Annotated in this window: 25 protein-coding genes; 5 read left to right on the top strand and 20 right to left on the bottom strand. The window is 68.7% G+C overall.

Annotation, left to right across the window (positions count from 1 at the left end; all coding sequences use genetic code 11):
- Positions 1-7: 7 nt before the first annotated feature.
- From hflX to rlmE, 6 genes are all read right to left on the bottom strand, one after another.
- Complete coding sequence (gene hflX, locus VDQ83_RS05920; protein WP_309915192.1) at positions 8-1,333, bottom strand: ribosome rescue GTPase HflX; 1,326 nt, start codon at positions 1,331-1,333, stop codon at positions 8-10.
- Between the two features lie 26 nt (positions 1,334-1,359).
- Positions 1,360-1,635, bottom strand: a complete 276-nt coding sequence (gene hfq, locus VDQ83_RS05915) for an RNA chaperone Hfq (RefSeq protein WP_009604477.1) — start codon at positions 1,633-1,635, stop codon at positions 1,360-1,362.
- A gap of 118 nt (positions 1,636-1,753) precedes the next feature.
- Positions 1,754-2,704, bottom strand: coding sequence for a tRNA (adenosine(37)-N6)-dimethylallyltransferase MiaA (gene miaA / locus VDQ83_RS05910; protein WP_455434203.1), 951 nt, complete (start codon positions 2,702-2,704; stop codon positions 1,754-1,756).
- Positions 2,704-3,603, bottom strand: a complete 900-nt coding sequence (folP, locus tag VDQ83_RS05905) for a dihydropteroate synthase (RefSeq protein ID WP_263398088.1) — start codon at positions 3,601-3,603, stop codon at positions 2,704-2,706. The genes miaA and folP overlap by 1 nt, the downstream gene beginning before the upstream one ends.
- Positions 3,604-3,942: 339 nt before the next feature.
- Positions 3,943-5,877, bottom strand: a complete 1,935-nt coding sequence (ftsH, locus tag VDQ83_RS05900) for an ATP-dependent zinc metalloprotease FtsH (protein WP_455434202.1) — start codon at positions 5,875-5,877, stop codon at positions 3,943-3,945.
- A gap of 59 nt (positions 5,878-5,936) precedes the next feature.
- A complete protein-coding gene (rlmE, locus tag VDQ83_RS05895) occupies positions 5,937-6,569 on the bottom strand; it encodes a 23S rRNA (uridine(2552)-2'-O)-methyltransferase RlmE (RefSeq protein WP_263398438.1) in 633 nt (210 codons plus the stop codon).
- Between the two features lie 66 nt (positions 6,570-6,635).
- Here rlmE and yhbY point away from each other — a divergent pair, with 66 nt between their 5' ends.
- Both yhbY and VDQ83_RS05885 read left to right on the top strand, forming a co-directional pair.
- Positions 6,636-6,941, top strand: a complete 306-nt coding sequence (gene yhbY, locus VDQ83_RS05890; protein ID WP_003471333.1) for a ribosome assembly RNA-binding protein YhbY — start codon at positions 6,636-6,638, stop codon at positions 6,939-6,941.
- Positions 6,942-6,960: 19 nt separating this feature from the next.
- Positions 6,961-7,335 (top strand): Mth938-like domain-containing protein, encoded by a 375-nt coding sequence (locus VDQ83_RS05885; protein ID WP_263398085.1) that lies wholly within the window; start codon positions 6,961-6,963, stop codon positions 7,333-7,335.
- A gap of 256 nt (positions 7,336-7,591) precedes the next feature.
- Here the strand turns inward: VDQ83_RS05885 and VDQ83_RS05880 are convergent, their stop codons facing one another.
- From VDQ83_RS05880 to surE, 4 genes are all read right to left on the bottom strand, one after another.
- Positions 7,592-8,404 (bottom strand): peptidoglycan DD-metalloendopeptidase family protein, encoded by an 813-nt coding sequence (locus tag VDQ83_RS05880; protein WP_455434201.1) that lies wholly within the window; start codon positions 8,402-8,404, stop codon positions 7,592-7,594.
- The gene (locus VDQ83_RS05875) at positions 8,383-8,997 is read right to left on the bottom strand and encodes a YqaA family protein (RefSeq protein ID WP_263398083.1); all 615 of its coding nucleotides are present in this window, start codon (positions 8,995-8,997) and stop codon (positions 8,383-8,385) included. Before VDQ83_RS05875 ends, VDQ83_RS05880 begins: the two co-directional genes overlap by 22 nt.
- Positions 8,998-9,075: 78 nt before the next feature.
- On the bottom strand, positions 9,076-9,753 hold the full coding sequence (locus VDQ83_RS05870; RefSeq protein WP_263398082.1) for a protein-L-isoaspartate(D-aspartate) O-methyltransferase: 678 nt from the start codon (positions 9,751-9,753) through the stop codon (positions 9,076-9,078).
- Complete coding sequence (gene surE, locus VDQ83_RS05865) at positions 9,750-10,529, bottom strand: 5'/3'-nucleotidase SurE (RefSeq protein WP_309915168.1); 780 nt, start codon at positions 10,527-10,529, stop codon at positions 9,750-9,752. The genes VDQ83_RS05870 and surE overlap by 4 nt, the downstream gene beginning before the upstream one ends.
- Positions 10,530-10,625: 96 nt before the next feature.
- Here surE and VDQ83_RS05860 point away from each other — a divergent pair, with 96 nt between their 5' ends.
- Entirely contained in the window at positions 10,626-11,159 is a 534-nt protein-coding gene (locus tag VDQ83_RS05860) for a Smr/MutS family protein (protein ID WP_309915166.1), read from the top strand.
- A gap of 272 nt (positions 11,160-11,431) precedes the next feature.
- On the opposite strand, the gene truD is transcribed toward VDQ83_RS05860, so the two are convergent.
- The 10 genes from truD to VDQ83_RS05810 all read right to left on the bottom strand — a co-directional run bounded on the left by truD (position 11,432) and on the right by VDQ83_RS05810 (position 19,395).
- Positions 11,432-12,496 carry a tRNA pseudouridine(13) synthase TruD gene (truD, locus tag VDQ83_RS05855; protein ID WP_455434200.1) on the bottom strand — a complete coding sequence of 355 codons (1,065 nt, stop codon included), beginning with the start codon at positions 12,494-12,496 and terminating at the stop codon, positions 11,432-11,434.
- Positions 12,493-12,993, bottom strand: a complete 501-nt coding sequence (gene ispF, locus VDQ83_RS05850) for a 2-C-methyl-D-erythritol 2,4-cyclodiphosphate synthase (RefSeq protein ID WP_455434199.1) — start codon at positions 12,991-12,993, stop codon at positions 12,493-12,495. The genes truD and ispF overlap by 4 nt, the downstream gene beginning before the upstream one ends.
- Positions 12,994-13,035: 42 nt before the next feature.
- Complete coding sequence (locus tag VDQ83_RS05845) at positions 13,036-13,506, bottom strand: hypothetical protein (protein ID WP_455434198.1); 471 nt, start codon at positions 13,504-13,506, stop codon at positions 13,036-13,038.
- The gene (gene ispD, locus VDQ83_RS05840) at positions 13,506-14,201 is read right to left on the bottom strand and encodes a 2-C-methyl-D-erythritol 4-phosphate cytidylyltransferase (protein ID WP_455434197.1); all 696 of its coding nucleotides are present in this window, start codon (positions 14,199-14,201) and stop codon (positions 13,506-13,508) included. Before ispD ends, VDQ83_RS05845 begins: the two co-directional genes overlap by 1 nt.
- Positions 14,201-14,554 (bottom strand): cell division protein FtsB, encoded by a 354-nt coding sequence (gene ftsB / locus VDQ83_RS05835; protein ID WP_455434196.1) that lies wholly within the window; start codon positions 14,552-14,554, stop codon positions 14,201-14,203. Before ftsB ends, ispD begins: the two co-directional genes overlap by 1 nt.
- 3 nt (positions 14,555-14,557) lie before the next feature.
- The gene (gene eno / locus VDQ83_RS05830; RefSeq protein ID WP_263398075.1) at positions 14,558-15,850 is read right to left on the bottom strand and encodes a phosphopyruvate hydratase; all 1,293 of its coding nucleotides are present in this window, start codon (positions 15,848-15,850) and stop codon (positions 14,558-14,560) included.
- A 125-nt stretch (positions 15,851-15,975) separates the two neighbouring features.
- Entirely contained in the window at positions 15,976-16,263 is a 288-nt protein-coding gene (locus tag VDQ83_RS05825; protein WP_309915147.1) for a hypothetical protein, read from the bottom strand.
- A gap of 71 nt (positions 16,264-16,334) precedes the next feature.
- Entirely contained in the window at positions 16,335-17,165 is an 831-nt protein-coding gene (kdsA, locus tag VDQ83_RS05820) for a 3-deoxy-8-phosphooctulonate synthase (protein ID WP_455434195.1), read from the bottom strand.
- 172 nt (positions 17,166-17,337) lie between these two features.
- Positions 17,338-19,002: a CTP synthase gene (locus VDQ83_RS05815; RefSeq protein WP_309915141.1), complete on the bottom strand. Its 1,665-nt coding sequence runs from the start codon at positions 19,000-19,002 to the stop codon at positions 17,338-17,340.
- 138 nt (positions 19,003-19,140) lie between these two features.
- Positions 19,141-19,395, bottom strand: a complete 255-nt coding sequence (locus tag VDQ83_RS05810; RefSeq protein WP_185826391.1) for a hypothetical protein — start codon at positions 19,393-19,395, stop codon at positions 19,141-19,143.
- A 168-nt stretch (positions 19,396-19,563) separates the two neighbouring features.
- On the opposite strand from VDQ83_RS05810, the gene parE reads away from it, so the two are divergent.
- Positions 19,564-21,453: a DNA topoisomerase IV subunit B gene (parE, locus tag VDQ83_RS05805; RefSeq protein ID WP_309915137.1), complete on the top strand. Its 1,890-nt coding sequence runs from the start codon at positions 19,564-19,566 to the stop codon at positions 21,451-21,453.
- A 661-nt stretch (positions 21,454-22,114) separates the two neighbouring features.
- A complete protein-coding gene (locus VDQ83_RS05800; protein WP_455434194.1) occupies positions 22,115-23,053 on the top strand; it encodes a hypothetical protein in 939 nt (312 codons plus the stop codon).
- The last annotated feature ends 43 nt before the right edge of the window (positions 23,054-23,096 follow it).

Raw genomic sequence — 23,096 nt, 5'->3', positions numbered from 1 at the left:
GTGGCGACTAACGCTGTTGCCACTCCTCTTCCTCGCGCGGCGGCAGCAGCGCGCGGATCGGCGCGCCGTCGGCGCTGGCGGCCAGGCGCTCGGCCTCGGTGATCGGGATGTCCACCTGCAGCAGCCAACCGTCCTCGTCGGCCTGCTCGCTGCGGATCACCTGCAGCTGGTGCAGTTGCGAGCGCAGGCGACCGGCGCTGGACGGCAGGCGCAGGCTGCCCTGCACGTGCTGCAGGCCCAGGCGCTGGCCGAGCACGCTCTGCAGCAAGTCCAAGCCGCGTCCGTCTCGCGCCGAGATCCAGACGCGCTCGCGGCGCGCGGCGTCGGGTACGCCGTCCTGCGCGTCGTGGCGCACGTCGGCGCCTTCGATGCGGTCGATCTTGTTGAACACCAGCAGCTGCGGCAGATCGCCGGCGCCGACCGCGTGCAGCACCTCGTCGACCTGGGCGATGCGCTCCTCGCGCAGCGGGTCGGCCGCATCGACCACGTGCAGCAGGAAGTCGGCCTCGCGCGCCTCGGACAGGGTCGAACGGAACGCGGCGACCAGCTCGTGCGGCAGATTGCGCACGAAGCCGACGGTGTCGGCCAGCATCGCATTGCCGCCGGGCAGCGCGATGCGGCGCACGGTCGGGTCCAGCGTCGCGAACAGTTGGTCCGCGGCGTAGGCCTCGGCGCCGGTCATCGCATTGAACAGGGTCGACTTGCCGGCGTTGGTATAGCCGACCACCGCGATCCGCGGCAGTTCGCTGCGCACCCGCGCACGGCGCATCTGAGTGTGCTGCACCTCGACCTTTTCCAGCCGCTTCTGCAGCTGCTCGACCCGCTTCTGCAGCAGGCGGCGGTCGGTTTCCAGCTGGGTTTCGCCGGGGCCGCGCAGGCCGATCGAACCGCCGCGCTGGCGCTCCAGGTGGGTCCAGCCGCGTATCAGCCGCGTGGCCATGTGCCGCAGCTGCGCCAGCTCGACCTGCAGCTTGCCCTCGTGGCTGCGCGCGCGCTGCGCGAAGATGTCCAGGATCAACCCGGTGCGGTCGATCACCCGCCGCTCCAGGTATTTCTCCAGATTGCGCTCCTGGCCCGGGCTCAGTGCGTGATTGACCAGGATCAGGTCGGCGCCGGTGGCCTCGGCCGCGGCCTTGACCTCTTCCAGCTTGCCGCTGCCGATCAGCGTCGACGGGCTCGGCTTGTCGATGCGCGCGGTCAGCGTGGCGGCGATCGTGGCACCGGCGGAGCGCGCCAGATCGGCGAACTCCTCCAGCACGTCGTCCTCCAACGGCCCTCCCGCGTAGGGCTGGATCAGCAATGCATGCTCGCCGCGGCGGGAACGGTCAAACACCCGCGGTTCCGTTCTTCAACTGCGTGCTACTCGGCTTCGTCATCTTCCGCACTGCCACCCTCGTTCTGCTGCACATAGCCACCGCCCGGTCCGACGCGCACGTTGCGCGCGGGCACCACGGTGGAAATGGCGTGTTTGTAGACCATCTGGCTCACGGTATTGCGCAACAGCACCACGAACTGGTCGAAGGACTCGATGGTACCCTGCAGCTTGATGCCGTTGACCAGGTACACCGAAACCGGCACCCGTTCGCGACGCAGCGCGTTCAGGAAAGGATCCTGCAAGGATTGCCCCTTGGACATGCTTCACTCCCGTTTATAGTTTTTATGTGCCCGGGTCGGCACTGCAGCTCCCCTGCCGTGGCCCGGACCGCCGATGTTACACAACCGCGGGCACAAGCACAGCGCGGCGCGTAGCCAATCAGCCAAGAAAGTCCGCCACCGCCCCATCTAGAGGCGCGCCGTCGCGTTCGGGGTCGAACCAGCGCGCGTCCAGCTCCCCGCGCAGCCAGGTCAGCTGCCGCTTGGCCAGCTGGCGGGTGGCGAAGATCGCGCGCTCGCGAAACGTCGCCGCGTCGCTGGCGCCGTCCAGGTGTTCCCAGGCCTGGCGATAGCCGACCGCGCGCACCGCCGGCAGCTCCAGCGGCTGCGCCGCCTGGCGCATCGCCGGCAACGCGCGCAGCGCGCGTACCTCGTCGAGGAAGCCCTGCGCCAGCATCGCGTCGAAGCGCAATTCGATGCGCCGGTGCAGCAGCGCGCGCTCAGTCGGCGCCAGCACCAGCTTCAGCACCCGCAACGGCAGCCGCGGCGGCCCCGGCTGCGCCTGCCATTCGCTGATCGGGCGGCCGCTGAGTTGGAATACCTCCAGCGCACGCTGGATGCGCTGGGCATCGCCGGGCCGGATCCGCTGCGCGGCCAGCGGATCGACCTGCCGCAGCTGCGCATGCAGCGCCGCCCAGCCTTCGGCCTGTCCGCGTGCGGCCAGCGCCGCGCGCAGTTGCGGATCGGCAGGCGGCATCGGCGCCAGGCCTTCCAGCAGCGCCTGGAAATACAGCCCGGTGCCGCCGGCCAGGATCGGCAGGCGGCCGCGGGCGACGATCGCGTCCAGTGCGGCGCGCGCGTCGACCGCGAACTCGGCGGCCGAATACGGTTGCCATGGATCGCGCAGGTCCAGCAGATGGTGCGGCACCCGCGCCAACTGCTGCGCATCGGGCTTGGCCGCGCCGATGCTCAAGCCGCGGTACACCAGCGCCGAATCGACGCTGACAATCTCGCCGCCGTAGCGCTCGGCCAGGGCGATCGCCGCGGCGGTCTTGCCGGACGCGGTGGGGCCCATCAGCGCGATCGCGCGCGGGCGCCGGTCGGCCGCCATCAGTCCTCGTCCGGCCAGCGGATCGCGGCGGGCGCGGCGCCGGCGCGCGGCAGCGGCACCGCCGCCAGCGCCTGCCAGACCTTCAACGCGTCCACCGTGGCGGCGACGTCGTGCACGCGCAGCAGCAGCGCGCCGCGCTGCGCCGCCAGCAGGTGCGCCGCCACCGACCCGGCCACGCGTTGCTCCGGCGCGGTGCGTCCGGTCAGCTCGCCGATGCTGCGCTTGCGCGACAACCCGGCCATGACCGGCACGCCGAGTTCGACCAGGCGCGACAGCTGCGCCAGCAGTTGCAGGTTGTCGGCGGTGCCCTTGCCGAAGCCGAAGCCCGGATCGACCAGCAAGCGGCGTTTGTCGATGCCGGCCATTTCCGCGGCGAAGATGCGCTCGGCCAGGAACCGGTGCACCTCGCCGACCACGTCGTCGTAGTGCGGCGCGCTGCCCGCGGCGTAGGCGTCCGCGGGCATGTGCATCAGCACCACCGGCACCTGCAGCTGCGCCGCCGCGTCCAGCGCGCCGGGCCGGCGCAGGGCCTGGACGTCGTTGATCATGCCGGCACCGGCGGCGACCGCCGCGCGCATCACTTCCGGCTTGAAGGTGTCCACGCTCAACGGCAACGCGGTCTGCGCCGCCAGCCGCTCGATCACCGGGATGACCCGCCGCAATTCCTCTTCCACCGGCACCGGGGTGGCGCCGGGGCGGGTCGATTCGCCGCCGATGTCGAGCAGGTCGGCGCCCTCCTCCGCCAGGCGCAGCCCGTGCGCGACGGCGGCCTCCACCGTCGCATGCGCGCCGCCGTCGGAGAACGAGTCGGGGGTGACGTTGACGATGCCCATCACCCGCGGGCGATCCAGCAGCAGGCGGCGTCCGCCGCAATCCAGGCTCGGCGAAGTGTCGAACATCAGCAGTGCTCCTGGTGGTTGCCGCGATGCACGGGGATGCTGTGCGTGTCCTTGCTTGCCACCGGCGCAGCAGCACGGAGCGTCGTGGCGACGACAGCGTTGGCAAGCGGCGGCAGCGAAGGACTAGCGAGCGATGGCATAGGCGGACAGTGATAACGGAACGCCATTGTCGCCCAGTCGCAGCGCCTACGACGACCGGCGGCGGGGATGCGCCAAAAGATCGGCCGGAGCGATGCCATCCCACGCCGGCTGCCTGCCCTGTACCGCCGGAGATGCAAAAAAGCAGACAACAAAAAGCCAGGGATCGCTCCCTGGCTTTCTGATCAGCCCGAGCGGCGCTTACAGCTGCTCGGCCGGTCCGGCGATCGGCGGCAGCGGCCGCGAATTGCCCTTGTCGTTGCCGCCGTCCTTGCCGGACTTGCTCCAGCCCACCGGCGGCGGCGGATCGCGGCCTTCCATGATTGCGTCGATCTGCGGCACGTCGATGGTTTCGTACTCCAGCAGCAGGTTGGCCATCACATGCAGCTTGTCCAGATTCTCGGTCAGGATCTGCGTGGTTTTCGCATAGGCCTTGTCGAGGATCGAACGCACCACTTCGTCGATGCGCCGCGCGGTGTCGTCGGACACGCTCTTGTGCTGGGTGACCGAACGCCCCAGGAACACCTCGTCGTCTTCCTCGCCGTAGGCGATCGGCCCCAGCTCGTCGGACAGGCCCCACTTGGTGACCATGTTGCGCGCCATCTTGGTCGCGCGCTCGATGTCGTTGGAGGCGCCGGTGGTGACCTTGTCGGTGCCGAAGATAAGCTCTTCGGCGACGCGGCCGCCGTACAGCGAGCACAGCTGCGACTGGATCGCGACGCGGTTGATCGAGTACTTGTCGCCTTCCGGCAGGTACATGGTCACGCCCAGCGCACGCCCGCGCGGAATGATCGTAACCTTGTAGACCGGATCGTGCTCCGGCACCAGGCGGCCGACGATCGCGTGGCCGGCCTCGTGGTAGGCGGTCAGCGTCTTCTCTTCCTCGCTCATCGCCATCGAGCGGCGCTCGGCGCCCATCAGGATCTTGTCGCGGGCGCGGTCGAAGTGGTCCATGCGGACTTCCTTGACCGTCTCACGCGCGGCGAACAGCGCCGCCTCGTTGCACAGGTTGGCCAGGTCGGCGCCGGAGAAACCCGGAGTGCCGCGCGCGATCACCATCGGCTCGACGTCGTCGGCCAGCGGCAGCTTGCGCATGTGCACCTTCAGGATCTGCTCGCGGCCGCGCACGTCCGGCAGGCCGACCACCACCTGGCGGTCGAAACGGCCCGGGCGCAGCAGCGCCGGATCCAGCACGTCCGGACGGTTGGTCGCGGCGATCACGATCACGCCTTCGCCGCCCTCGAACCCATCCATTTCCACCAGCAACTGGTTCAGGGTCTGCTCGCGCTCGTCGTGACCGCCGCCCAGGCCGGCGCCGCGGTGACGGCCGACCGCATCGATTTCGTCGATGAAGATGATGCACGGCGCGTGCTTCTTGGCCTGCTCGAACATGTCGCGCACGCGGCTGGCGCCGACGCCGACGAACATCTCGACGAAATCCGAGCCGGAAATGCTGAAGAACGGCACCTTGGCCTCGCCGGCGATGGCCTTGGCCAGCAGCGTCTTGCCGGTGCCGGGCGGGCCGACCATCAGCACGCCGCGCGGGATCTTGCCGCCGAGCTTGGTGAACTTGGTCGGATCGCGCAGGAAGTCGACCAGTTCGCCGACCTCTTCCTTGGCCTCGTCGCAACCGGCGACGTCGGCGAAGGTGATCTTGATCTGGTCCTCGCCCTGCAGCTTGGCGCGCGACTTGCCGAACGACATCGCGCCCTTGGCGCCGCCGCCGCCGCCCTGCATCTGGCGCATGATGAACAACCAGAAGCCGATGATCAGGATGACCGGCAGGAAGTTCAGCACCAGCGACCAGAAGCTCGGGCCGTTGGCCGGCTTCTGCCGGGTCATCTCCACGTTCTTGCTGTACAGCACGTCGACCAGCTTGTCGTCGCGCGGCCCGTAGACCGTGCTCTCGCTGCCGTCGCTGCGCTTGAAGCGGATCGCGGTCACCGACAGCCCGGTGTCGTCGGTGAAGTCGACCGACTTCACCCGGCCGCCGTCCACTTCCTTCAGGAACTGGGTATAGGTCACGGTGTCGCTGCCGGCGCCGCCGGCCAACCGTGGCGAAAAGCTCTGGAACACCACCATCAGCACGACGGCGACGACTACCCACAGCAACAGATTCTTGGTCAAGTCGTTCATCCTCATTGGCTCCGGTGTCCCTTCAACTCGTTCTCGATGCGTGATGCGACGGGTTCAGCTTACTTGATCTGGGCACGCTTGCCCTGCCCGAGGGCATAGACCTCCGGCGAACGCTTGCGCGACGCCGCCGGTTTGCGGATGGACACCTTTTCGTAACGGCGGCGCATCTCGCGGATGTAGTCGTCGGACCCGACGCCCTGGAACAGCTTGATCAGGAACGCACCGCCCGGCTTCAGGTGGGTATCGGCGAACGCCATCGCCAATTCGGCCAGATGCATCATCCGCGGCTGGTCCACCGCATCCATGCCGCTTTTATTGGGGGCCATATCCGACAGCACAAGGTCTACTGGGTTGCCGCCCAGCATTTCCTCGAACTGCGATAGCACCTCCTCCTCCCTGAAGTCGCCGTGAAGGAACTCCACGCCGGCCAGCGGCGGCATCTCCAGGATGTCCAGCGCCAGCACCCGGCCGCGCTCGCCCAGCGACTTGCGCACCTGCTGCGACCAGCCGCCCGGCGCGGCGCCGAGATCGACCACCAGCATGTCCGGCTTGAGCAGCTTGTCGCGCTGCAGCAACTCTTCCAGCTTGTAGGCGGCACGCGAACGCATGCCTTCGGCCTGGGCCTTCTTCACGAAGGGGTCGGCGAAATGTTCGCGGAGCCAGCGTTGGCTGCTTTTGCTGCGGGTTGCCATGGGATCGCGGTCGTGGTGGGCGGCCATGATACCCTGATCGCCCTTGGCAACCCCGCTCCCGCCTGCATGTCGATCAGCCTGACTCCGTCCCAGAACCGCTTCCTGCGCGGCCTGGCGCACGACCTCAAACCCCTGTTGCAGATCGGTGGCAAGGGCGTCACGCCGGCCTTCCTGGCCGAACTGGACGAGGTGCTGGAGCGCCACGAACTGGTCAAGGTGAAGGTCGGCGGCGACGACCGCGAGGCCCGTGACGCGAGCATCGCCAGCCTGGTCGAGCAATCGCACAGCGTGCTGGTGCAGCGCATCGGCCACACCGCGATCCTGTACCGCCCGGCCAAGGAAGACCGCCAGATCGTGCTGCCACGCGGCTGATCCACTGCTCGGTGACATCATGCAGCTGACCCAGGACCTGCCCGACTACGCCTACACCCTGCGCATGGCCGACGGCCGCCAGGCGAAGGTGAACGACCGCTTGCTGACCCGCAGTTTCATCCTCGCCCCCGACACCCTGGTCGAGCACTGGGACGCGCCGGCCGCGGCCGAGCTGCAGCCGCAGCAACTGCAGCCGCTGCTGGAGCTGAACCCGGCGCTGGTGATCCTGGGTACCGGCGAACGCCAAGTATTCCCGCCCGCCGCCGCGCTGGCACTGTTCCTGACCCGCGGCATCGGCATCGAAGTGATGAACAACGCCGCCGCCGCCCGCACCTACAACGTGCTGGCCGCCGAAGGCCGGCGCGTGGCGGTCGGGTTCCTGCTCGAAGGCTGAGCAACGCCGCGGCCGCCCGCTGTGCGGGCGCGCGCCTCGTCTTTCAATTTCAATCTACCAGCGCGCTGCGCCGGGCCGGGGATCCGCCCAATCGACGACGTGCCGGTTACTTGCTGGGCAGATACAACAGCGGGTCGACCGGTTTGCCGTTATAGCGGGCGAAGCGGCGCCGCTTGCGGTCCACCGGACCTAGCGCCGCTGAGCGCCCGGCGCGCTGCGCCGGGCCGGGGGATCCGCCCAACGAACGACGTGCCGGTTACTTGCTGGGCAGATATAGCAGCGGGTCGACCGGTTTGCCGTTGTAGCGGATCTCGAAGTGCAGCATGTCGCGCGCGGCGCCGCTGCGGCCCATCTCGGCGATCTGCTCGCCGGCCTTCACGTTCTGGCCTTCGTTGACCAGGCGCTTGCGGTTGTGGCCGTAGGCCGACAGCCATTGCTCGTTGTGCTTGATGATGATCAGTTCGCCGTAGCCGACCAGGCCGGCGCCGGAATACACCACCACGCCGTCGGCGGCCGCGCGCACCGCCTGGCCGCTGCTGCCGGCGATGTCCACGCCCTGCTTGGTGGTCTCGCCGACGACGAAGCGGCTGACCACCGCGCCTTCGGCCGGCCAGCGCCAGTTGAAGCCGCTGCTGACCGGGGTCGGCGCCGCGACCGGCGGCCGCGCGACGGTTCCCGCGGAACTCGGCGGCGGCACCACTGCAGTGCTACCGGGTCGCGCCACGACCGTGCCACCACCGCCGCCTGGGGGATACAGCTTCAGCGACTGCCCCGGGTAGATTGTGTACGGCGGCGGCAGGCGGTTCCAGGCGGCCAGGTCCTGCGGGCTGATGTTGTTGACGCGGGCGATCGCATACAGCGTGTCGCCGCGGCGCACGCTGACGCTGACCCCGGGCTTGGGCACCGAAGGACGCGCCACCGGCGCGCCGGACTTGCCGGGCGCGCCGGACGTGCGCACCACGGTGGCGCTGCTGCATGCGCCCAGTCCCGCCGCCACCAGCAACCACACGCTGCAACGCAGGCCGTTACGCACCACCCGATCGACGCTCATCCGTACTTCGCTCTCCATAGGACCCACACCACCAGCAGCGCCAGGATCGCCATCGCGATCCAACCGAGCGGTTCGATCCAGCGACGCAACGCGGCTTCCGCGCGCGGCCCGCCCAGGCGGATCGCGCCGGCCACCAGATACACCCGCTTGCCGCGGCCGACCAACATGCTCGCCAGGAACGGTAGCAGCGGGATTCCCACGATGCCTGAGGCCCAGGTAAATATCTTCAGCGGGATCGGCGTGAAACCGGCCAGCACCAGCAGCCAGAACGCGCGCCACGGCGATTCGGCGACCACTTCGCGCAGATGGCTCACCTGCGCATCGATCTTCTGCGTCCAGCCCAGCCATTCGATCAGCGGCTGCACCGCGGCGAAGGCGAAATGGCCGAGCATGTAGCCGACCAGCGCGCCGGCCAGCGAGCCCATCAGGCTCAGCGTGGCGAACCACAGCGCACGCCGCGGCTGCGCCAGCGACATCGGCGCCAGCATCACCTCTGGCGGCACCGGGAACACGATCGCCTCGGCGAAGCTGAGCCCGGTCAGGAACGCCGGGGCGCGGCGGTGCCGCGACCAGCCGATGGCGCGTTCGTACAACGGCCCGAATATCTTCATCCAACGCAACTCCACTGATTCAATCTGGGGTGATTCAATTCAGGCTGATTCAATTCAGCATGATCAATCCAGCATGACTCAATCCAGCATGCCCGACAGCAGCGGGACGAAGGTCACCGGCGCCAGGATGTCTTGCTCGATCCGGCCGTCGGCGTCGCGGCGCAGGCGCACCAACGATTGCGACGAAGGGCCGCCGACCGGCGCAACCAGGCAGCCGCCCGGGGCCAACTGCGCGACCAGCGCATCGACCAGCGCCGGCGCCGCGGCGGTGACCACGATCGCATCGTAGGGGCCGTGCTCGGCCCAGCCGATGCGGCCGTCGTCGTGCTTGCTGCGCACGTTCATGCCGAGCTGGCGCAAGCGCTTGCGCGCCTGCCGCAGCAGGTCGCCGATGCGCTCCACCGTATAGACCTCCAGCCCCAGCGCGGCCAGGATCGCGGCCTGGTAGCCGGAGCCGGTGCCCACTTCCAGCACCTTCTTCGGCGCCGCCTCGAGCACGGTCTCGGTCATCCGCGCCACCACCCACGGCTGCGAGATGGTCTGGCCATGGCCGATCGGCAGCGCGGTGTCCTCGTAGGCGCGCGAGGCCAGCGCTTCGTCGATGAACAGGTGCCGCGGCACGGTGCGCACCGCGTTGAGCACGGCTTCGTCGCCGATGCCGGCCTCGCGCAAGCGCTCGACCAAGCGGTCGCGCACGCGCTGCGAGGTCATGCCGATGCCGATCGCTTCCGGTTGCAGGCGTAGCCGCGGGGTCATGCCGGGTTGTCCAGCGCGGCGGTGAGGCCGCCGACCCAGCTGGCGACCGTCTCCAGCGCCTGGTAGCGGGTCAGGTCGACCTGGATCGGGGTGATCGAGATGAAGCCGGTGCGCACCGCGTGGAAATCGGTGCCGGGGCCGGCGTCCTGCTCGCGGCCGGCCGGGCCGATCCAGTATACGGTGCCGCCGCGCGGGTCCGGCTGCGGCAGGCACGGTTCGGAGCGGTGGCGGTTGCCGAGCCGGGTGACCTCGAAGCCCTTGATCTCGCTCCACGGCAGGTCCGGCACGTTGACGTTGAGGATGGTGTCCGCCGGCAGCGGATCGGCCTTCAGCCGCGCCACGATCTCCACCGCGGCGCGCGCGGCGGTCTGGAAGTGCTTCGGCTCGTGGTTGTGGGTGACCAGCGACATCGCCACCGCGGGCAGGCCGAGGAAGCGGCCTTCCATCGCCGCCGACACGGTGCCCGAATAGATCACGTCGTCGCCCAGATTGGCCGAGTTGTTGATCCCGGACACCACCATGTCCGGCTCGTCCTCGAGCATGCCGGTCAGCGCCAGGTGCACGCAGTCGGTCGGGGTGCCGGCGACGCTGCAGGTGTGCGGGTCGATGCGCTTGATCCGGATCGGCAGGTCCAGGGTCAGCGAGTTGCTCGCGCCGGAACGATCGCGGTCCGGTGCGACCACGGTCACCTCGTGGCCCGCGCCGCGCAGTTGCTCGGCCAGCATCTTGATGCCGGGGGCGTCGACGCCATCGTCGTTAGAAACCAATACGCGCATGGTGCTCCTCGGAAACCCGGGCATGATACCGGATGCATCCTGCCAGGTCGCTGACAGCGCGCTTGCGTGACGGCGTCGGCAGGTTAGGCTGTGCGCATGTCGCAGCCCGAAGACGAAGATCCCGCCGCCCTGTTCCGCGCGGCGATCGGTGCGGTTACGCCGATCAACGCGACGCCGCCGGCCAATGCCAAGCCGCGGCCGAAGCCGCGCGCGCGCATGGCCGAGCGCGACGACGCCGAGGCGCAGAGCGAGTTCCAGCGCCTGTTGCGCGACAGCGCGCCGCTGGAGGCCGGCGACGTGGCCAGCTACCGCCGCGAGAACGTGCCGGCGCGGGTGTTCCAGCGCCTGCGCCGCGGCCAGTTCTCGGCCCAGGACGAACTCGACCTGCACGGCGCCAACGCGGCGCAGGCCGAGGCGCTGCTGCGCCAGTTCATCGCCGAGGCGCACGCGCACGAGTACGGCTGCGTGCGCATCGTGCACGGCAAGGGCCTGCAGTCCGGCGGCATTCCGATGCTGAAGAATCTGGTCGACCGCCTGCTGCGTCAGCGCAACGACGTGCTGGCGTTCCATTCGGCGCCGCCCACGCAAGGCGGCACCGGGGCGATGCTGGTGCTGCTGGCGCGGCGCTGACCTAGGGCGTGTCATCAATCCCCGAGCAGGCCCGCGCCACTCTTGCGCATACGTGCGCGGGCAGGGAGAGGGAGGAAGTGAGCTACAGCGATGACACGGCACCGCGCGCGCAAGAGCGGCCCTGCGGGTTGGGCCTGTCAGGCCGCCAGCCGGCGCCGCGCGGCTTGACCTGACCGCCAGTCAGGCGCTGCGCCACGCAGCACCGACTGGCGGCCTGACAGACCCAACGCGACCTGCTCGGCAATCGATGGCACGCCCTAGCGCCGCGCGGCTCATTCCTGCGCCGCCGGCTCGCCCTGCGCGCCCTGCCCCGCGTCGGCGATCTCGCCCAGCTCGTGCAGCACCGCGGTGGCGTAGCTGCCCGGCGGCAATGCGAAACGCAGCTCCAGCGCGCCATCGTCCGCGTCCAGCCAGCGCCATTGCAGCTCAGCCGCGCGCAACCGGGTGGCGCGCCGCTCCTGTTTCAGGCCTTCGCGCTCCAGGCCCTCGCGCAGACGCGTCGAAGTCGCATCGTCCAACGCCGCCAGCTCCAGCACACGCGCCGCATCGGCGCTGCGCAGTTCGCCAGCGCCCCACAGCGGCGCCGATGGATGGATGTCGAAGCGCTGCAGCCGTTCGGCCAATACGTCGGACCAGGGCTCCGGACCGAACACGCTACGGCTGCCGTCGAGCAGCCATACCTCGCCGTCCAGTGCGGCGTCCCAGTTGCCCGCCGCCACGCGCGCGGCCAGCACGCGGTTGAACAACTCCGAACGCGCCGCCGACAACAGCAGCGAACGCTGCTCGCGCCGCACCCGGCGTCCGTCGAACATCGCCAGCGCGGCGCCGACGTTGCCGCCGTCGCGGCCGAAGCGCTGCTCGCCGAACCAGTTGGGGATGCCGCGCGCGCCGATCTGCGCCAGCCGCGCCTCGATCGCGTCGCGCTCGCCGCGCACCTCGCGCAACACCAGCACGAAACCGTTGCCGGCCAGCGCGCCGCGCGGCAGCTTGCGGTTGTGCCACTGCGCCTGCAGCACCTGCAGGTCCTCGCTGTGCAGCGCCTCCAGCGCCGGTGCCACGCGCTTGGGCAGGTGCACCGAGAAGCGCTGGGTGGTGACCGCGTGGCGGTCCTTCATGCCGGCGTAGCCGATCGCCATGTCCGCCACGCCGGCCCATTGCGCCAGGCGGCGCGCGGCGAAGGCGGTGTTCATGCCGCGCTTGCGCACGGTCAGCAGCAGGTGCTCGCCCTCGCCGCTGGGCTCGAACGCGGGCAGTTCGTCGACCTGGAAGTCTTCGGCCACGCTGCGCATGCGCGCCTGCAGCGGCGCGGCGCCGAATGCGCGCGGCAGGTCGCTCACAGCGCCACCAGCAGCACCGCCGCCTGCGCCGCGATGCCTTCGCCGCGGCCGGTGAAACCCAGCTTCTCGCTGGTGGTGGCCTTGACGCTGACGCGGTCGATGTCGACCTGCAGCAGCGCGGCCAGGCGTTCGCGCATCGCCAGCGCATGCGGGCCGACCTTGGGCCGCTCGCAGATCACGGTGACGTCGGCGTTGCCGAGCTGCCAGCCGCGCTCGCGCAATAGCTGCTCGCAATGGCTCAGGAACTGCGCGCTGTCGGCACCCTTCCAGCGCGCGTCCGACGGCGGGAAATGCTGGCCGATGTCGCCCAGCGCCAGCGCGCCGAGCAGCGCGTCGCACAGCGCGTGGATCACCACGTCGCCGTCGCTGTGCGCGAGCACGCCGCGTTCGTGCGCCACGCGCACGCCGCCGAGCATCACGTGGTCGCCCTCGCCGAAGGCGTGCACGTCGTAGCCCTGGCCGATGCGGAAGGGGGGAAGCGCGGCGTTGTCGGCCATATCGATCCTATGTATGAGTGCCGGCGACCGGTCGCATCGCCATCAGGCGCGACCGTTCAACGCGAGCACGAATGCCTGAAATTCGGCGGGCGGCGCAGACCCGGAACCGGAATCGTCCTGCGCGCCCCAGGCCGGGTTGAGCCAGTCGTCGTGCACCACGCTGGCGACGACATCGCGCAGCGCCACCGCTCTGGGTGCGCGCGCGAACGGCAGGCGTCCATGCGAAGACGAGACCAGGCTGAAACGCAACTGCCGCACCTGGCGGTCGTGCCAGCAGTAAAAGGTCATCGCCGGTGCCGAGGCATCGATCAATGCGGCATGCCGGCTGGCGGCGACCGCCTCCACGAAGCGCGTCACCGACTCCGTCTCGATGCCTACGTTCTGGTCCTCGCGCGGCGAGAACGCCCACAGGTTGGCCTGCGCCTCACGCGCGATGTCCAGCGGGTCGCACACGATCGCGTCGCGCTCGGCCAGCTGCAGCCACGCATGGGCGACGGACGCTTCGAACCTCATCACCCGTTCCGCTGGAACAACGCGAACTCGAAACGCGCCAGATCCGCCGGGGTGGTGACCTTGAAATTGTCTTCGGCGCCCTCGACCAGCAGCGGCCGCAGGCCCAGCAACTCCATCGCCATCGCATCGTCGGTGACTTCGACCCCGGCCGCCGCGGCCTGTTCCAGCGCCCGAGTCAGCTGCAGGCGCCGGAACAGCTGCGGGGTCAGCGCGCGCCACAGCCGCTCGCGCGGCTCGGTGGCGTCGATGCCGCCATCGTCGCCGGCACGTTTGAGCGTGTCGCGCACCGGTGCGGCCAGGATCGCGCCGACCGGATCGCCGCGCCCGGTTTCCAGCAGCCGGTCCAGGTCGGCCAGCGCCAGGTTCGGCCGCGCCGCGTCGTGCACCAGCACGAAATCGTCCGCCTTGACCGTCTCCGGCAAGGCCTCCAGCGCGGCCAGCACCGAACCGGCGCGACTGCTGCCGCCGACGCAGGTCAGCACCGGCTTGCCGGCCACGTCGGTCCAGCCCGGCCAGTCGGCATCGTCGGCGCCGAGCGCGACCATCGCCCCGGCGACCGCCGGATGCGCCAGCAAGGCCTGCAGCGCATACGCGATCAACGGCTGCCCGCCGGCCTGCAGATACTGTTTGGGCACGGGACTGCCGAAGCGGGTGCCGCGACCGGCGGCCGGCACCACGGCCCAGACCGTGGCCATCAGGGTTGTTCGCTCGGCGCAGCCGGCGCCGGCGCCGGCATGCCGTCGGCGGCCGGCGCGGTCGGCACCGGCGCATCCTCGACCACGCGGTAGAACTTTTCGCCCGGTTTGATCATGCCCAGTTCGCTACGCGCGCGCTCCTCGATCGCCGCCTCGCCGTCCTTGAGGTCCTTGACCTCGGCGGCGAGTGCGGCATTGCGTTGCTGCAGGCCTTCGTTATCGCGTTTCTGGTGCTCGACCTGGCTTTCGAGCACCAGGACCTCGCCGGAATTGCCCGGACCGAACCAGAAACGGTACTGCAGCCACGCCAGCAGTCCCGCCAGCACCAGCAGCAGCCAGCGCCAGTTGCGCACGGCCTACCGCTTGAGCGAGACGAATGCGTCGCGCCCCGCGTAGCGCGCGCCGCTGCCCAGCGCTTCCTCGATCCGCAGTAGCTGGTTGTACTTGGCCACGCGGTCGCTGCGGCACAGCGAGCCGGTCTTGATCTGGGTAGCGGTGGTGGCCACGGCGATGTCGGCGATGGTGGTGTCCTCGGTCTCGCCGGACCGGTGCGAGACGATCGCCGCGTAGCCGGCCTTGTCGGCCATCGCGATCGCTTCCAGGGTCTCGGTGAGGGTGCCGATCTGGTTGACCTTGATCAGGATCGCGTTGGCGGTGCCGGACTCGATGCCCTGCCTGAAGATCTTCGGGTTGGTCACGAACAGGTCGTCGCCGACCAGCTGTACCTTGCTGCCGAGGCGGTCGGTCAGCAGCTTCCAGCCGGCCCAGTCGTCCTCGGCCAGGCCGTCCTCGATGCTGACGATCGGGTACTGCGCGGCCCAGTCGGCGAGGAAGTCGACGAACTGCTCGCTGGTCAGGCGCTTGCCCTCGCCCACCAGGTGATACTTGCCGTTGTCGTAGAACTCGCTGGAAGCCACGTCCAGGCCCAGCAGCACGTCTTCGCCTGCGGTGTAGCCGGCCTTGCCGATCGCCTCGAGGATGGTATCCAGCGCTTCCACGTTGCTGCGGAAGTCCGGCGCGAAGCCGCCTTCGTCGCCGACCGCAGTGGACAGGCCATGGCCCTTCAGCACCGCTTTGAGCGCGTGGAAGATCTCGGTGCCGGCGCGCAGCGCCTCGGAGAACGAAGCGGCGCCGACCGGCAGCACCATGAATTCCTGGAAATCGACGTTGTTGTCGGCATGCGCGCCGCCGTTGATGATGTTCATCATCGGCACCGGCAGTGCCACGTTGGCGGTGTTGGCGCCAGCCAGGTACTGCCACAGCGCCTGCTTGCGCGAGGCCGCCACCGCGTGCGCGTTGGCCAGCGACACGCCGAGCAGCGCGTTGGCGCCCAGGCGGCCCTTGTTCTCGGTGCCGTCGAGATCGATCAGGCGCCGGTCCAAGCCCTGCTGGTCGGCCGCGTCGAAGCCCTGCAGCGCGTTGGCGATGGTGGTGTTGACGTTCTCCACCGCCTTGCGCACGCCCTTGCCCAGGTAACGGGTCTTGTCGCCGTCGCGCAGCTCGACCGCTTCCTTGGTGCCGGTGGACGCACCCGACGGCACCGCGGCGCGGCCCAGCGAGCCATCGGCCAGCGTGACTTCCGCTTCGAGCGTGGGATTGCCGCGGGAATCGAGGATCTCGCGGGCGTGGATCTTGGCGATAGTGGTCATAGGTCCGATCGGTTACCAGTAAGGGGGAAAGTACACCGGAAACAAGCTGCCGGATTATCGCCGCACACCGGCCCATTGCCAAATCGCACGGCGCTGAGACGCGTGACGGGCCGGCCAGTGCGCCGCTAGGCCCTCAAGCCCAGCAGCGACACGCCAAACAAAAGCGCCAACACCAGCAGCAGCGCGAGCGCGATGGCCGCTGCGGCAGGTTGGCGACGTAGCCAGAACGCCGCCGGGCTGGCGATGAGGCACGCCACGGTCAGCAGCGCGCCCACCACCAGCGTGACCAGCATCGGGATCCGCGTGGCCTGCATTGCATGGCTGCCGTCGCCCGGCATGCCGATGCTGGCGGCGACCAGGAACGCCATGACGGCCAGACAGGCCCAGGCACCGATCGACAGGGCCAACGCCATCCAGCCCCAGGGCCAATGGCGCCAGTGCCGGCGCTGCCGGCGCGACGCCGCCAGCGCCCATGGGTCGGACGTCATGCGAAGCGCGCGAACCCGTGTTTCTTGGTTACCGTGTCCAGTTCCATCAGCGTTTCGAGCAGCTCTTCCATACGGTCCAGCGGCCAGGCGTTGGGGCCGTCGGACAGGGCCTTGGACGGGTCCGGATGGGTCTCGGCGAACAGGCCGGAGATGCCCACCGCCACTGCGGCACGCGCCAGCACCGGCACGAATTCGCGCTGGCCGCCGGAGCTGCTGCCCTGCCCGCCCGGCAACTGCACCGAATGGGTGGCGTCGAACACCACCGGGCAACCGGTGTCGCGCATCACGCTGAGCGAGCGCATGTCGCTGATCAGGTTGTTGTAGCCGAAGCTGGCGCCGCGTTCGCAGACCATGATCTGCTCGTTGCCGGTCGACTTTGCCTTGTCCACCACCGGCTTCATGTCCCACGGCGCGAGGAACTGGCCCTTCTTGATGTTGACCGGCTTGCCGGCCGCGCAGACGTTCCTGATGAAGTCGGTCTGGCGCACCAGGAACGCCGGCGTCTGCAGCACGTCGACCACCGCAGCGACTTCGTTCATCGGGGTGTACTCGTGCACATCGGTCAGCACCGGCACGCCGATCTGCCGCTTCACCGCATCCAGCACCTTCAGGCCTTCTTCCAGGCCCGGACCGCGGAAGCTGGTGCCGGAGGTGCGGTTGGCCTTGTCGAAGCTCGACTTGAAGATGAAGTTGATCCCCAGCCTGCCGGTGATCTCCTTGAGCTTGCCGGCCACGTCCAGCTGCAGCTGCATCGACTCGATCACGCACGGGCCGGCGATCAGGAACAGCGGCTGGTCAAGGCCGACTTCGAAGTCACACAGTTTCATCAGGTCACCTATTGATTTGAGCCCCTCTCCCGGCGGCGACCGAAGGAAGTCCCGTGGGAGAGAGAGGTTGGGGTGAGGGTACGGGCGAAGCCTCGTGGAATTTGGGTACGCGAGGCTTCGCCCGGACCCTCATCCGGCGCTTCGCGCCACCTTCTCCCGATGGGAGAAGGAATTACGCCCGCGCTTCCTTAAGCAACTTGCCGCCAGCCTTCTTCTCGCGCGCGGCGCGCACAAAGCCGATGAACAGCGGGTGGCCATCGCGCGGGGTGGACAGGAACTCCGGGTGTGCCTGGCAGGCCAGGAACCACGGATGGGTCTCGCGCGGCAGCTCGACCATCTCCACCAGCGTGTCGTCCATCGACTTGGCCGAGACCACCAGGCCGGCGTCCTCCAGCTGGGTGCGGTAGCGGTTGTTGAACTCGTAGCGGTGGCGATGGCGCTCGGACACCACGTCCTTGGCGTAGAGCTCGCGCGCCAGCGTGCCCGGCTTGAGCCGCTGTTCCTGCAGGCCCAGGCGCATGGTGCCGCCGAGGTCGGACTTCTCGTCACGTTTCTCGACGTCGCCGGTGGCAGTGCGCCATTCGGTGATCAGGCCGATCACCGGGTACGGCGACTGGCGGTCGTTCTCGGTGCTGTTGGCGCCGTCCAGGCCGGCGACATGGCGCGCGTAGTCGACCACCGCGGCCTGCATGCCGTAGCAGATGCCGAAGTACGGCACGCCGTGCTCGCGCGCATAGCGCGAGGTCAGCACCTTGCCTTCGAAACCGCGGTCGCCGAAGCCGCCGGGGACCAGGATGCCGTCCACGTCGGCCAGCGCCGACAGGTCGCTGCCTTCCAGTTCCTGCGCCTCCAGCCACTTCAAGGTGACCTTGGTGCGCTGGCGCAGGCCGCCGTGCTTGAGCGCCTCGCCGACCGACTTGTACGCGTCCTGGTGGTCGACGTACTTGCCGACCACGGCGATGGTGACCTCGTCGAGCGGATGCTTGGTTGCGTCGACCACCGCTTCCCATTCGGACAGGTTGGCCGGGCCGACCTTGTCGCGCAGCTTGAACTGGTCGATGACGATCTCGTCCAGGCCCTGGCGGTGCAGTTCCAGCGGCATGCCGTAGAGCACGTCGATGTCGGCGGCGCTGATCACCGCGCGCTCGGAGACGTTGGTGAACAGCGCGATCTTGCGCCGCTCCGAATCCGGGATCGCCTTCTCCGAGCGGCACAGCAGCACGTCGGGCTGGATGCCGATCGAGCGCAGTTCCTTGACCGAATGCTGGGTCGGCTTGGTCTTCAGTTCGCCGGCGGCGGCGATGTACGGCACCAGGGTGAGATGCATGAACATCGCCCGTTCCGCACCGCGCTCGGTGCGCACCTGGCGGATCGCCTCCAGGAACGGAAGCGATTCGATGTCGCCGACGGTGCCGCCGATCTCCACCAGGGCCACGTCGAACCCGGCGGTGGCTTCGTCGACGCAGCGGCGGATCTCGTCGGTGATGTGCGGGATCACCTGCACGGTGGCGCCGAGATAGTCGCCGCGGCGCTCCTTGCGGATCACGTTCTCGTAGATGCGGCCGGTGGTGACCGAATTCTTGCGCGACAGGCGGGTGCGCACGAAGCGCTCGTAGTGGCCCAGGTCCAGGTCGGTTTCGGCGCCGTCGTCGGTGACATACACCTCGCCGTGCTGGAACGGGCTCATCGTGCCCGGGTCGACGTTGATGTAGGGGTCCAGCTTCATCATCGTGACCGACAGGCCACGTGCTTCGAGGATGGACGCAAGCGAAGCGGCCGCGATGCCCTTGCCAAGCGAGGACACTACGCCGCCGGTAACGAAGATCAGGGGGGTCATGGCTCTAAGGCCTCCCGGAAAGCCATAGTTTAACGGGTGAAGCCGATTTGCCCAAGCGCTTTCGGACGAATCGACCGCACATAAAGAAAAACGCCCCGGCGGCAACCGGGGCGTCGCAAGGCAAAACAGGGCGCGCGATCAGGGCTTGCGCGCTTCCTCTTCTTCCTCTTTCTTCGGCGCGGCCGCGTCCTTGCCGGCCTTGTGCTCGGCCGCTGCGGCGGCGCGGCGCTTGGCCTTGGCGTCGGCTTCGGCCTTTTCCTTCGCGACCTGCGCCTCGTAGGCGGCAGCGCCGGAGGTGGCCGGATCGGGGCTCTGCGCCTGGGCCATCGCCACCGGGATGGCCACCGCGGCGGCGACCAGCGCGGCCAGGGTCAACAGCTTGCGAACGTTCATGGCGTACTCCTTGGGTGAGGCTGCAACGACAATGGGGATGCCGCCGCGGTTTTTCCAGAGCCAGGCTAGCCCATCGCCACGGCACCGGCCCTGAACACCGGCGACGTGCAAAAAACCGCCGCAGACCGCACACTTTCCGAATCTGCTTCGCGCCACCTGTTGAGACGCATGAATACCCGCTACAACGCCGCCGACATCGAAGTTCTCTCTGGCCTGGACCCGGTCAAGCGCCGGCCGGGCATGTACACCGACACCGCCCGCCCCAACCACCTGGCGCAGGAAGTCATCGACAACGCGGTGGACGAGGCGCTGGCCGGCCACGCCCGGCACATCGAGGTGACGCTGTTCAAGGACGGCAGCTGCGAAGTGTCCGACGACGGCCGCGGCATGCCGGTGGACATCCATCCGGAGGAGAAGATTTCCGGCGTCGAGCTGATCCTGACCCGGCTGCATGCGGGCGGCAAGTTCAACGACCGCAACTACACCTTCAGCGGCGGCCTGCACGGGGTCGGCGTCAGCGTGGTCAACGCGCTGTCGAAGAAGGTCGAGCTGTTCATCAAGCGCGACGGCAACGAATACCGGATGGAATTCGCCGACGGCTTCCCGGCATCCAAGCTGGAGATCGTCGGCAGCGTCGGCAAGAAGAACACCGGCACGCGCCTGCGCTTCTGGGCCGACCCCAAGTATTTCGACACGCCCAAGTTCGCGGTGCGCGCGCTGCGCCACCTGCTGCGCGCCAAGGCGGTGCTGTGCCCCGGGCTGACCGTGAAGCTGCACGACGAGGCGACCGGCGAGCAGGACACCTGGTATTTCGAGGACGGCCTGCGCGACTACCTCAAGGGCGAGCTGGCCGAGCGCGAACTGCTGCCGGCCGACCTGTTCGTCGGCAACCTGAAGAAGGACCGCGAGATCGTCGACTGGGCGGTGGCCTGGGTCGCCGACGGCGAGCTGGTGCAGGAAAGCTACGTCAACCTGATCCCGACCGCGCAGCACGGCACCCACGTCAACGGCCTGCGCAGCGGTTTCACCGACGCGCTGCGCGAGTTCTGCGACTTCCGCAACCTGCTGCCGCGCGGCGTCAAGCTGGCGCCGGAAGACGTGTGGGACCGCGTCACCTTCGTGCTGTCGCTGAAGATGACCGACCCGCAGTTCAGCGGCCAGACCAAGGAACGCCTGTCCTCGCGCCAGGCCGCCGGCTTCATCGAAGGCGCCGCGCACGATGCCTTCAGCCTGTGGCTGAACCAGAACGTGGAAACCGGCACGCGCATCGCGCAGATCGCGATCGACCGCGCCAGCGCGCGGCTGAAGACCGAAAAGCAGATCACCCGCAAGAAGGTCACCTCCGGCCCCGCCCTGCCCGGCAAGCTGGCCGACTGCATCAGCCAGGACCTGTCGCGCACCGAGCTGTTCCTGGTGGAAGGCGACTCGGCCGGCGGCAGCGCCAAGCAGGCGCGCGACAAGGACTTCCAGGCGATCCTGCCGCTGCGCGGCAAGATCCTCAACACCTGGGAAGTGGCCTCCGGCAGCGTGCTGGCCTCCGAGGAAGTGCACAACCTGGCGATCGCGATCGGCTGCGACCCGGGCAAGGACGACATCAGCGGGCTGCGCTACGGCAAAGTGGTGATCCTGGCCGACGCCGACTCCGACGGGCTGCACATCGCCACCCTGCTGACCGCGCTGTTCCTGCGCCACTTCCCGGCGCTGGTCGATGCCGGCCACGTGTTCGTGGCGATGCCGCCGCTGTTCCGCGTGGACGTGGGCAAGCAGGTGTTCTACGCGCTGGACGAGGAAGAGAAGCGCTCGCTGCTGGAGAAGATCGCGCGCGAGAAGCTCAAGGGCCAGCTCAGCGTGACCCGCTTCAAGGGACTGGGCGAAATGAACCCGCAGCAGTTGCGCGAATCGACCATCCATCCGGACACGCGGCGGCTGGTGCAGCTGACCGTCGACGCAGGCGACGAGACCGCATCGCTGATGGACATGCTGCTGGCCAAGAAGCGCGCCGGCGACCGCAAGCAGTGGCTGGAGAGCAAGGGCGACCTGGCTTCGCTGGAGGTCTGAGGCATTTCGTCGGGATCGATGCTTCGGGATTCGGTGCGGTCGCCCACTTCTTGCGACCCGCTGCTTGATCGCCGCTCGATGATCCGCGACCGCGATGCAATAGCGACAGGTATTGCATTGCGCGCCTGGCCTGATTGCAGTCGGGACTGAAGTCCCTCCCACAGTGCGCCGGCTACACGACGCAAGCACTGCAGGAGCGACTTCAGTCGCGACCATGCGCATGCCGAAAGGCGGTGCTGCTGCAATATCGGTGGGACCCATCCAGCCAACTGCATGCCGAGCCGCCCTTTGTAGAGCGACTCCAGTCGCGACGAGCCAAACAGTAACCTCGCCGCGCGTCCTACAACAGGGATTCGGGGCCGAAGCCGTCCCACGATAGCCGAACGCGCTTGCTGCAGGCGAGAACGCAATGGCCCCGCCGTTGCGCTTGCATGCATCGATCAAGCGCATCAGCGCGCATTGCCTGCGCACACGCAAAGAATGGCTCGCGCGCGGCATGCGCGTACGTGATCGCCGCGCAAAGCGGCCACGCTCGGCCACATCTCCGGCCTCAAAAAAGTTCGCACAGGACTGTCCGCTTTTTTTCGCATGCGGCGTTGTTGATGGGGTGGCCCGCATTGCGCCGGCCGCACCAGGAATCAACCACGAAAAGGAAGCCATCATGGGCTACAGCTCCGACACCCCGGCGTTCGACGATCTCGACCAACTCGACGCCTTGCTCACCGACACCCGCGCCAACGATACCCGCAGCGTCTCCGACATCGACGAAGCGCGCGATGTCATTGCCACCTTCCGCGACACCGAGGGCAACGGTTCCTGGAATGGACTGGATCGCGCCGACGTGGCCGACCGCCTGCTCGACCTGGTCAACAACCCGCGCCTGATCCGCCAGGGCGCCTTGAACCTGTGCGGGCCGGCGTCGCTGCTGCTGATGTGGGCCAGCCGCGATCCGCTCGGATTCGCCAACTTCGCCACCACGCTGTACGACGACGGCAGCGCCGACCTGGGCGATCTCTCCATCGCCCCCATGGACACGCTGCTGGCGCAGGACTATGGCAGCCTGAGCACCGGCACCTTCGGCGCAGACTGGATGCTGCTCAGCGCGATCCGCAATACCGACCAGCCGTTCTGGCAGAGCAGTTGGATCGGCGATCCGGAGCAGACGCTGGCCGGGCTGACCCGCCCGGAGGAACTAGCCGCCTGGCTGCGCGCCACCGGCATCTATGCGCAGGTCAGCGACGAAGGCAACTGGGCCTCGCCGGCCGGGATCCCGCACGCCACCGGTATCGAGTTCCGCGAGGGCCGCGACGTGGCGCTGCTGATCCACAGCAACCTGCTGCACGCCGCGCGCAGCAGCGGCAGTCCGCTGGACAGCCAGTTCCTGCTGGACCTGTTCCCCAACCACTACATCGTCGGGCTCAACAACATCACCGTGGCGGTGATGGACGGCCCGCAGAACGACGACGGCACGCTCAAGTTCCGCAAGGACGACGTGCTGCTGTCGATCTGGTCGTGGGGCGAGAACAGCTTCGACCTGGCGGTGCCGCAGCAGGCGTTCGTCGACAACTACTACGGCGCCGTCATCGCCGACCTTCCGTAAACCAAGGGCGGCGGGAACGCCGCCCATCTTCCTATCGCAAGGA

Source organism: Xanthomonas sp. WHRI 7945 (genome assembly GCF_035026585.1).
This window is presented reverse-complemented; position numbering and strand designations above follow the sequence as displayed.

Coding starts and splice junctions, on each gene's coding strand:
- hfq (WP_009604477.1), bottom strand. CDS start 1,635: ATGTCCAAGGGGCAATCCTTGCAGGATCCTTTCCTGAACGCGCTGCGT.
- miaA (WP_455434203.1), bottom strand. CDS start 2,704: ATGGCGGCCGACCGGCGCCCGCGCGCGATCGCGCTGATGGGCCCCACC.
- folP (WP_263398088.1), bottom strand. CDS start 3,603: ATGTTCGACACTTCGCCGAGCCTGGATTGCGGCGGACGCCGCCTGCTG.
- ftsH (WP_455434202.1), bottom strand. CDS start 5,877: ATGAACGACTTGACCAAGAATCTGTTGCTGTGGGTAGTCGTCGCCGTC.
- rlmE (WP_263398438.1), bottom strand. CDS start 6,569: ATGGCAACCCGCAGCAAAAGCAGCCAACGCTGGCTCCGCGAACATTTC.
- yhbY (WP_003471333.1), top strand. CDS start 6,636: ATGTCGATCAGCCTGACTCCGTCCCAGAACCGCTTCCTGCGCGGCCTG.
- VDQ83_RS05885 (WP_263398085.1), top strand. CDS start 6,961: ATGCAGCTGACCCAGGACCTGCCCGACTACGCCTACACCCTGCGCATG.
- VDQ83_RS05880 (WP_455434201.1), bottom strand. CDS start 8,404: ATGGAGAGCGAAGTACGGATGAGCGTCGATCGGGTGGTGCGTAACGGC.
- VDQ83_RS05875 (WP_263398083.1), bottom strand. CDS start 8,997: ATGAAGATATTCGGGCCGTTGTACGAACGCGCCATCGGCTGGTCGCGG.
- VDQ83_RS05870 (WP_263398082.1), bottom strand. CDS start 9,753: ATGACCCCGCGGCTACGCCTGCAACCGGAAGCGATCGGCATCGGCATG.
- surE (WP_309915168.1), bottom strand. CDS start 10,529: ATGCGCGTATTGGTTTCTAACGACGATGGCGTCGACGCCCCCGGCATC.
- VDQ83_RS05860 (WP_309915166.1), top strand. CDS start 10,626: ATGTCGCAGCCCGAAGACGAAGATCCCGCCGCCCTGTTCCGCGCGGCG.
- ispF (WP_455434199.1), bottom strand. CDS start 12,993: ATGGCCGACAACGCCGCGCTTCCCCCCTTCCGCATCGGCCAGGGCTAC.
- VDQ83_RS05845 (WP_455434198.1), bottom strand. CDS start 13,506: ATGAGGTTCGAAGCGTCCGTCGCCCATGCGTGGCTGCAGCTGGCCGAG.
- ispD (WP_455434197.1), bottom strand. CDS start 14,201: ATGGCCACGGTCTGGGCCGTGGTGCCGGCCGCCGGTCGCGGCACCCGC.
- eno (WP_263398075.1), bottom strand. CDS start 15,850: ATGACCACTATCGCCAAGATCCACGCCCGCGAGATCCTCGATTCCCGC.
- VDQ83_RS05825 (WP_309915147.1), bottom strand. CDS start 16,263: ATGGCGTTGGCCCTGTCGATCGGTGCCTGGGCCTGTCTGGCCGTCATG.
- kdsA (WP_455434195.1), bottom strand. CDS start 17,165: ATGAAACTGTGTGACTTCGAAGTCGGCCTTGACCAGCCGCTGTTCCTG.
- VDQ83_RS05815 (WP_309915141.1), bottom strand. CDS start 19,002: ATGACCCCCCTGATCTTCGTTACCGGCGGCGTAGTGTCCTCGCTTGGC.
- VDQ83_RS05810 (WP_185826391.1), bottom strand. CDS start 19,395: ATGAACGTTCGCAAGCTGTTGACCCTGGCCGCGCTGGTCGCCGCCGCG.
- parE (WP_309915137.1), top strand. CDS start 19,564: ATGAATACCCGCTACAACGCCGCCGACATCGAAGTTCTCTCTGGCCTG.
- VDQ83_RS05800 (WP_455434194.1), top strand. CDS start 22,115: ATGGGCTACAGCTCCGACACCCCGGCGTTCGACGATCTCGACCAACTC.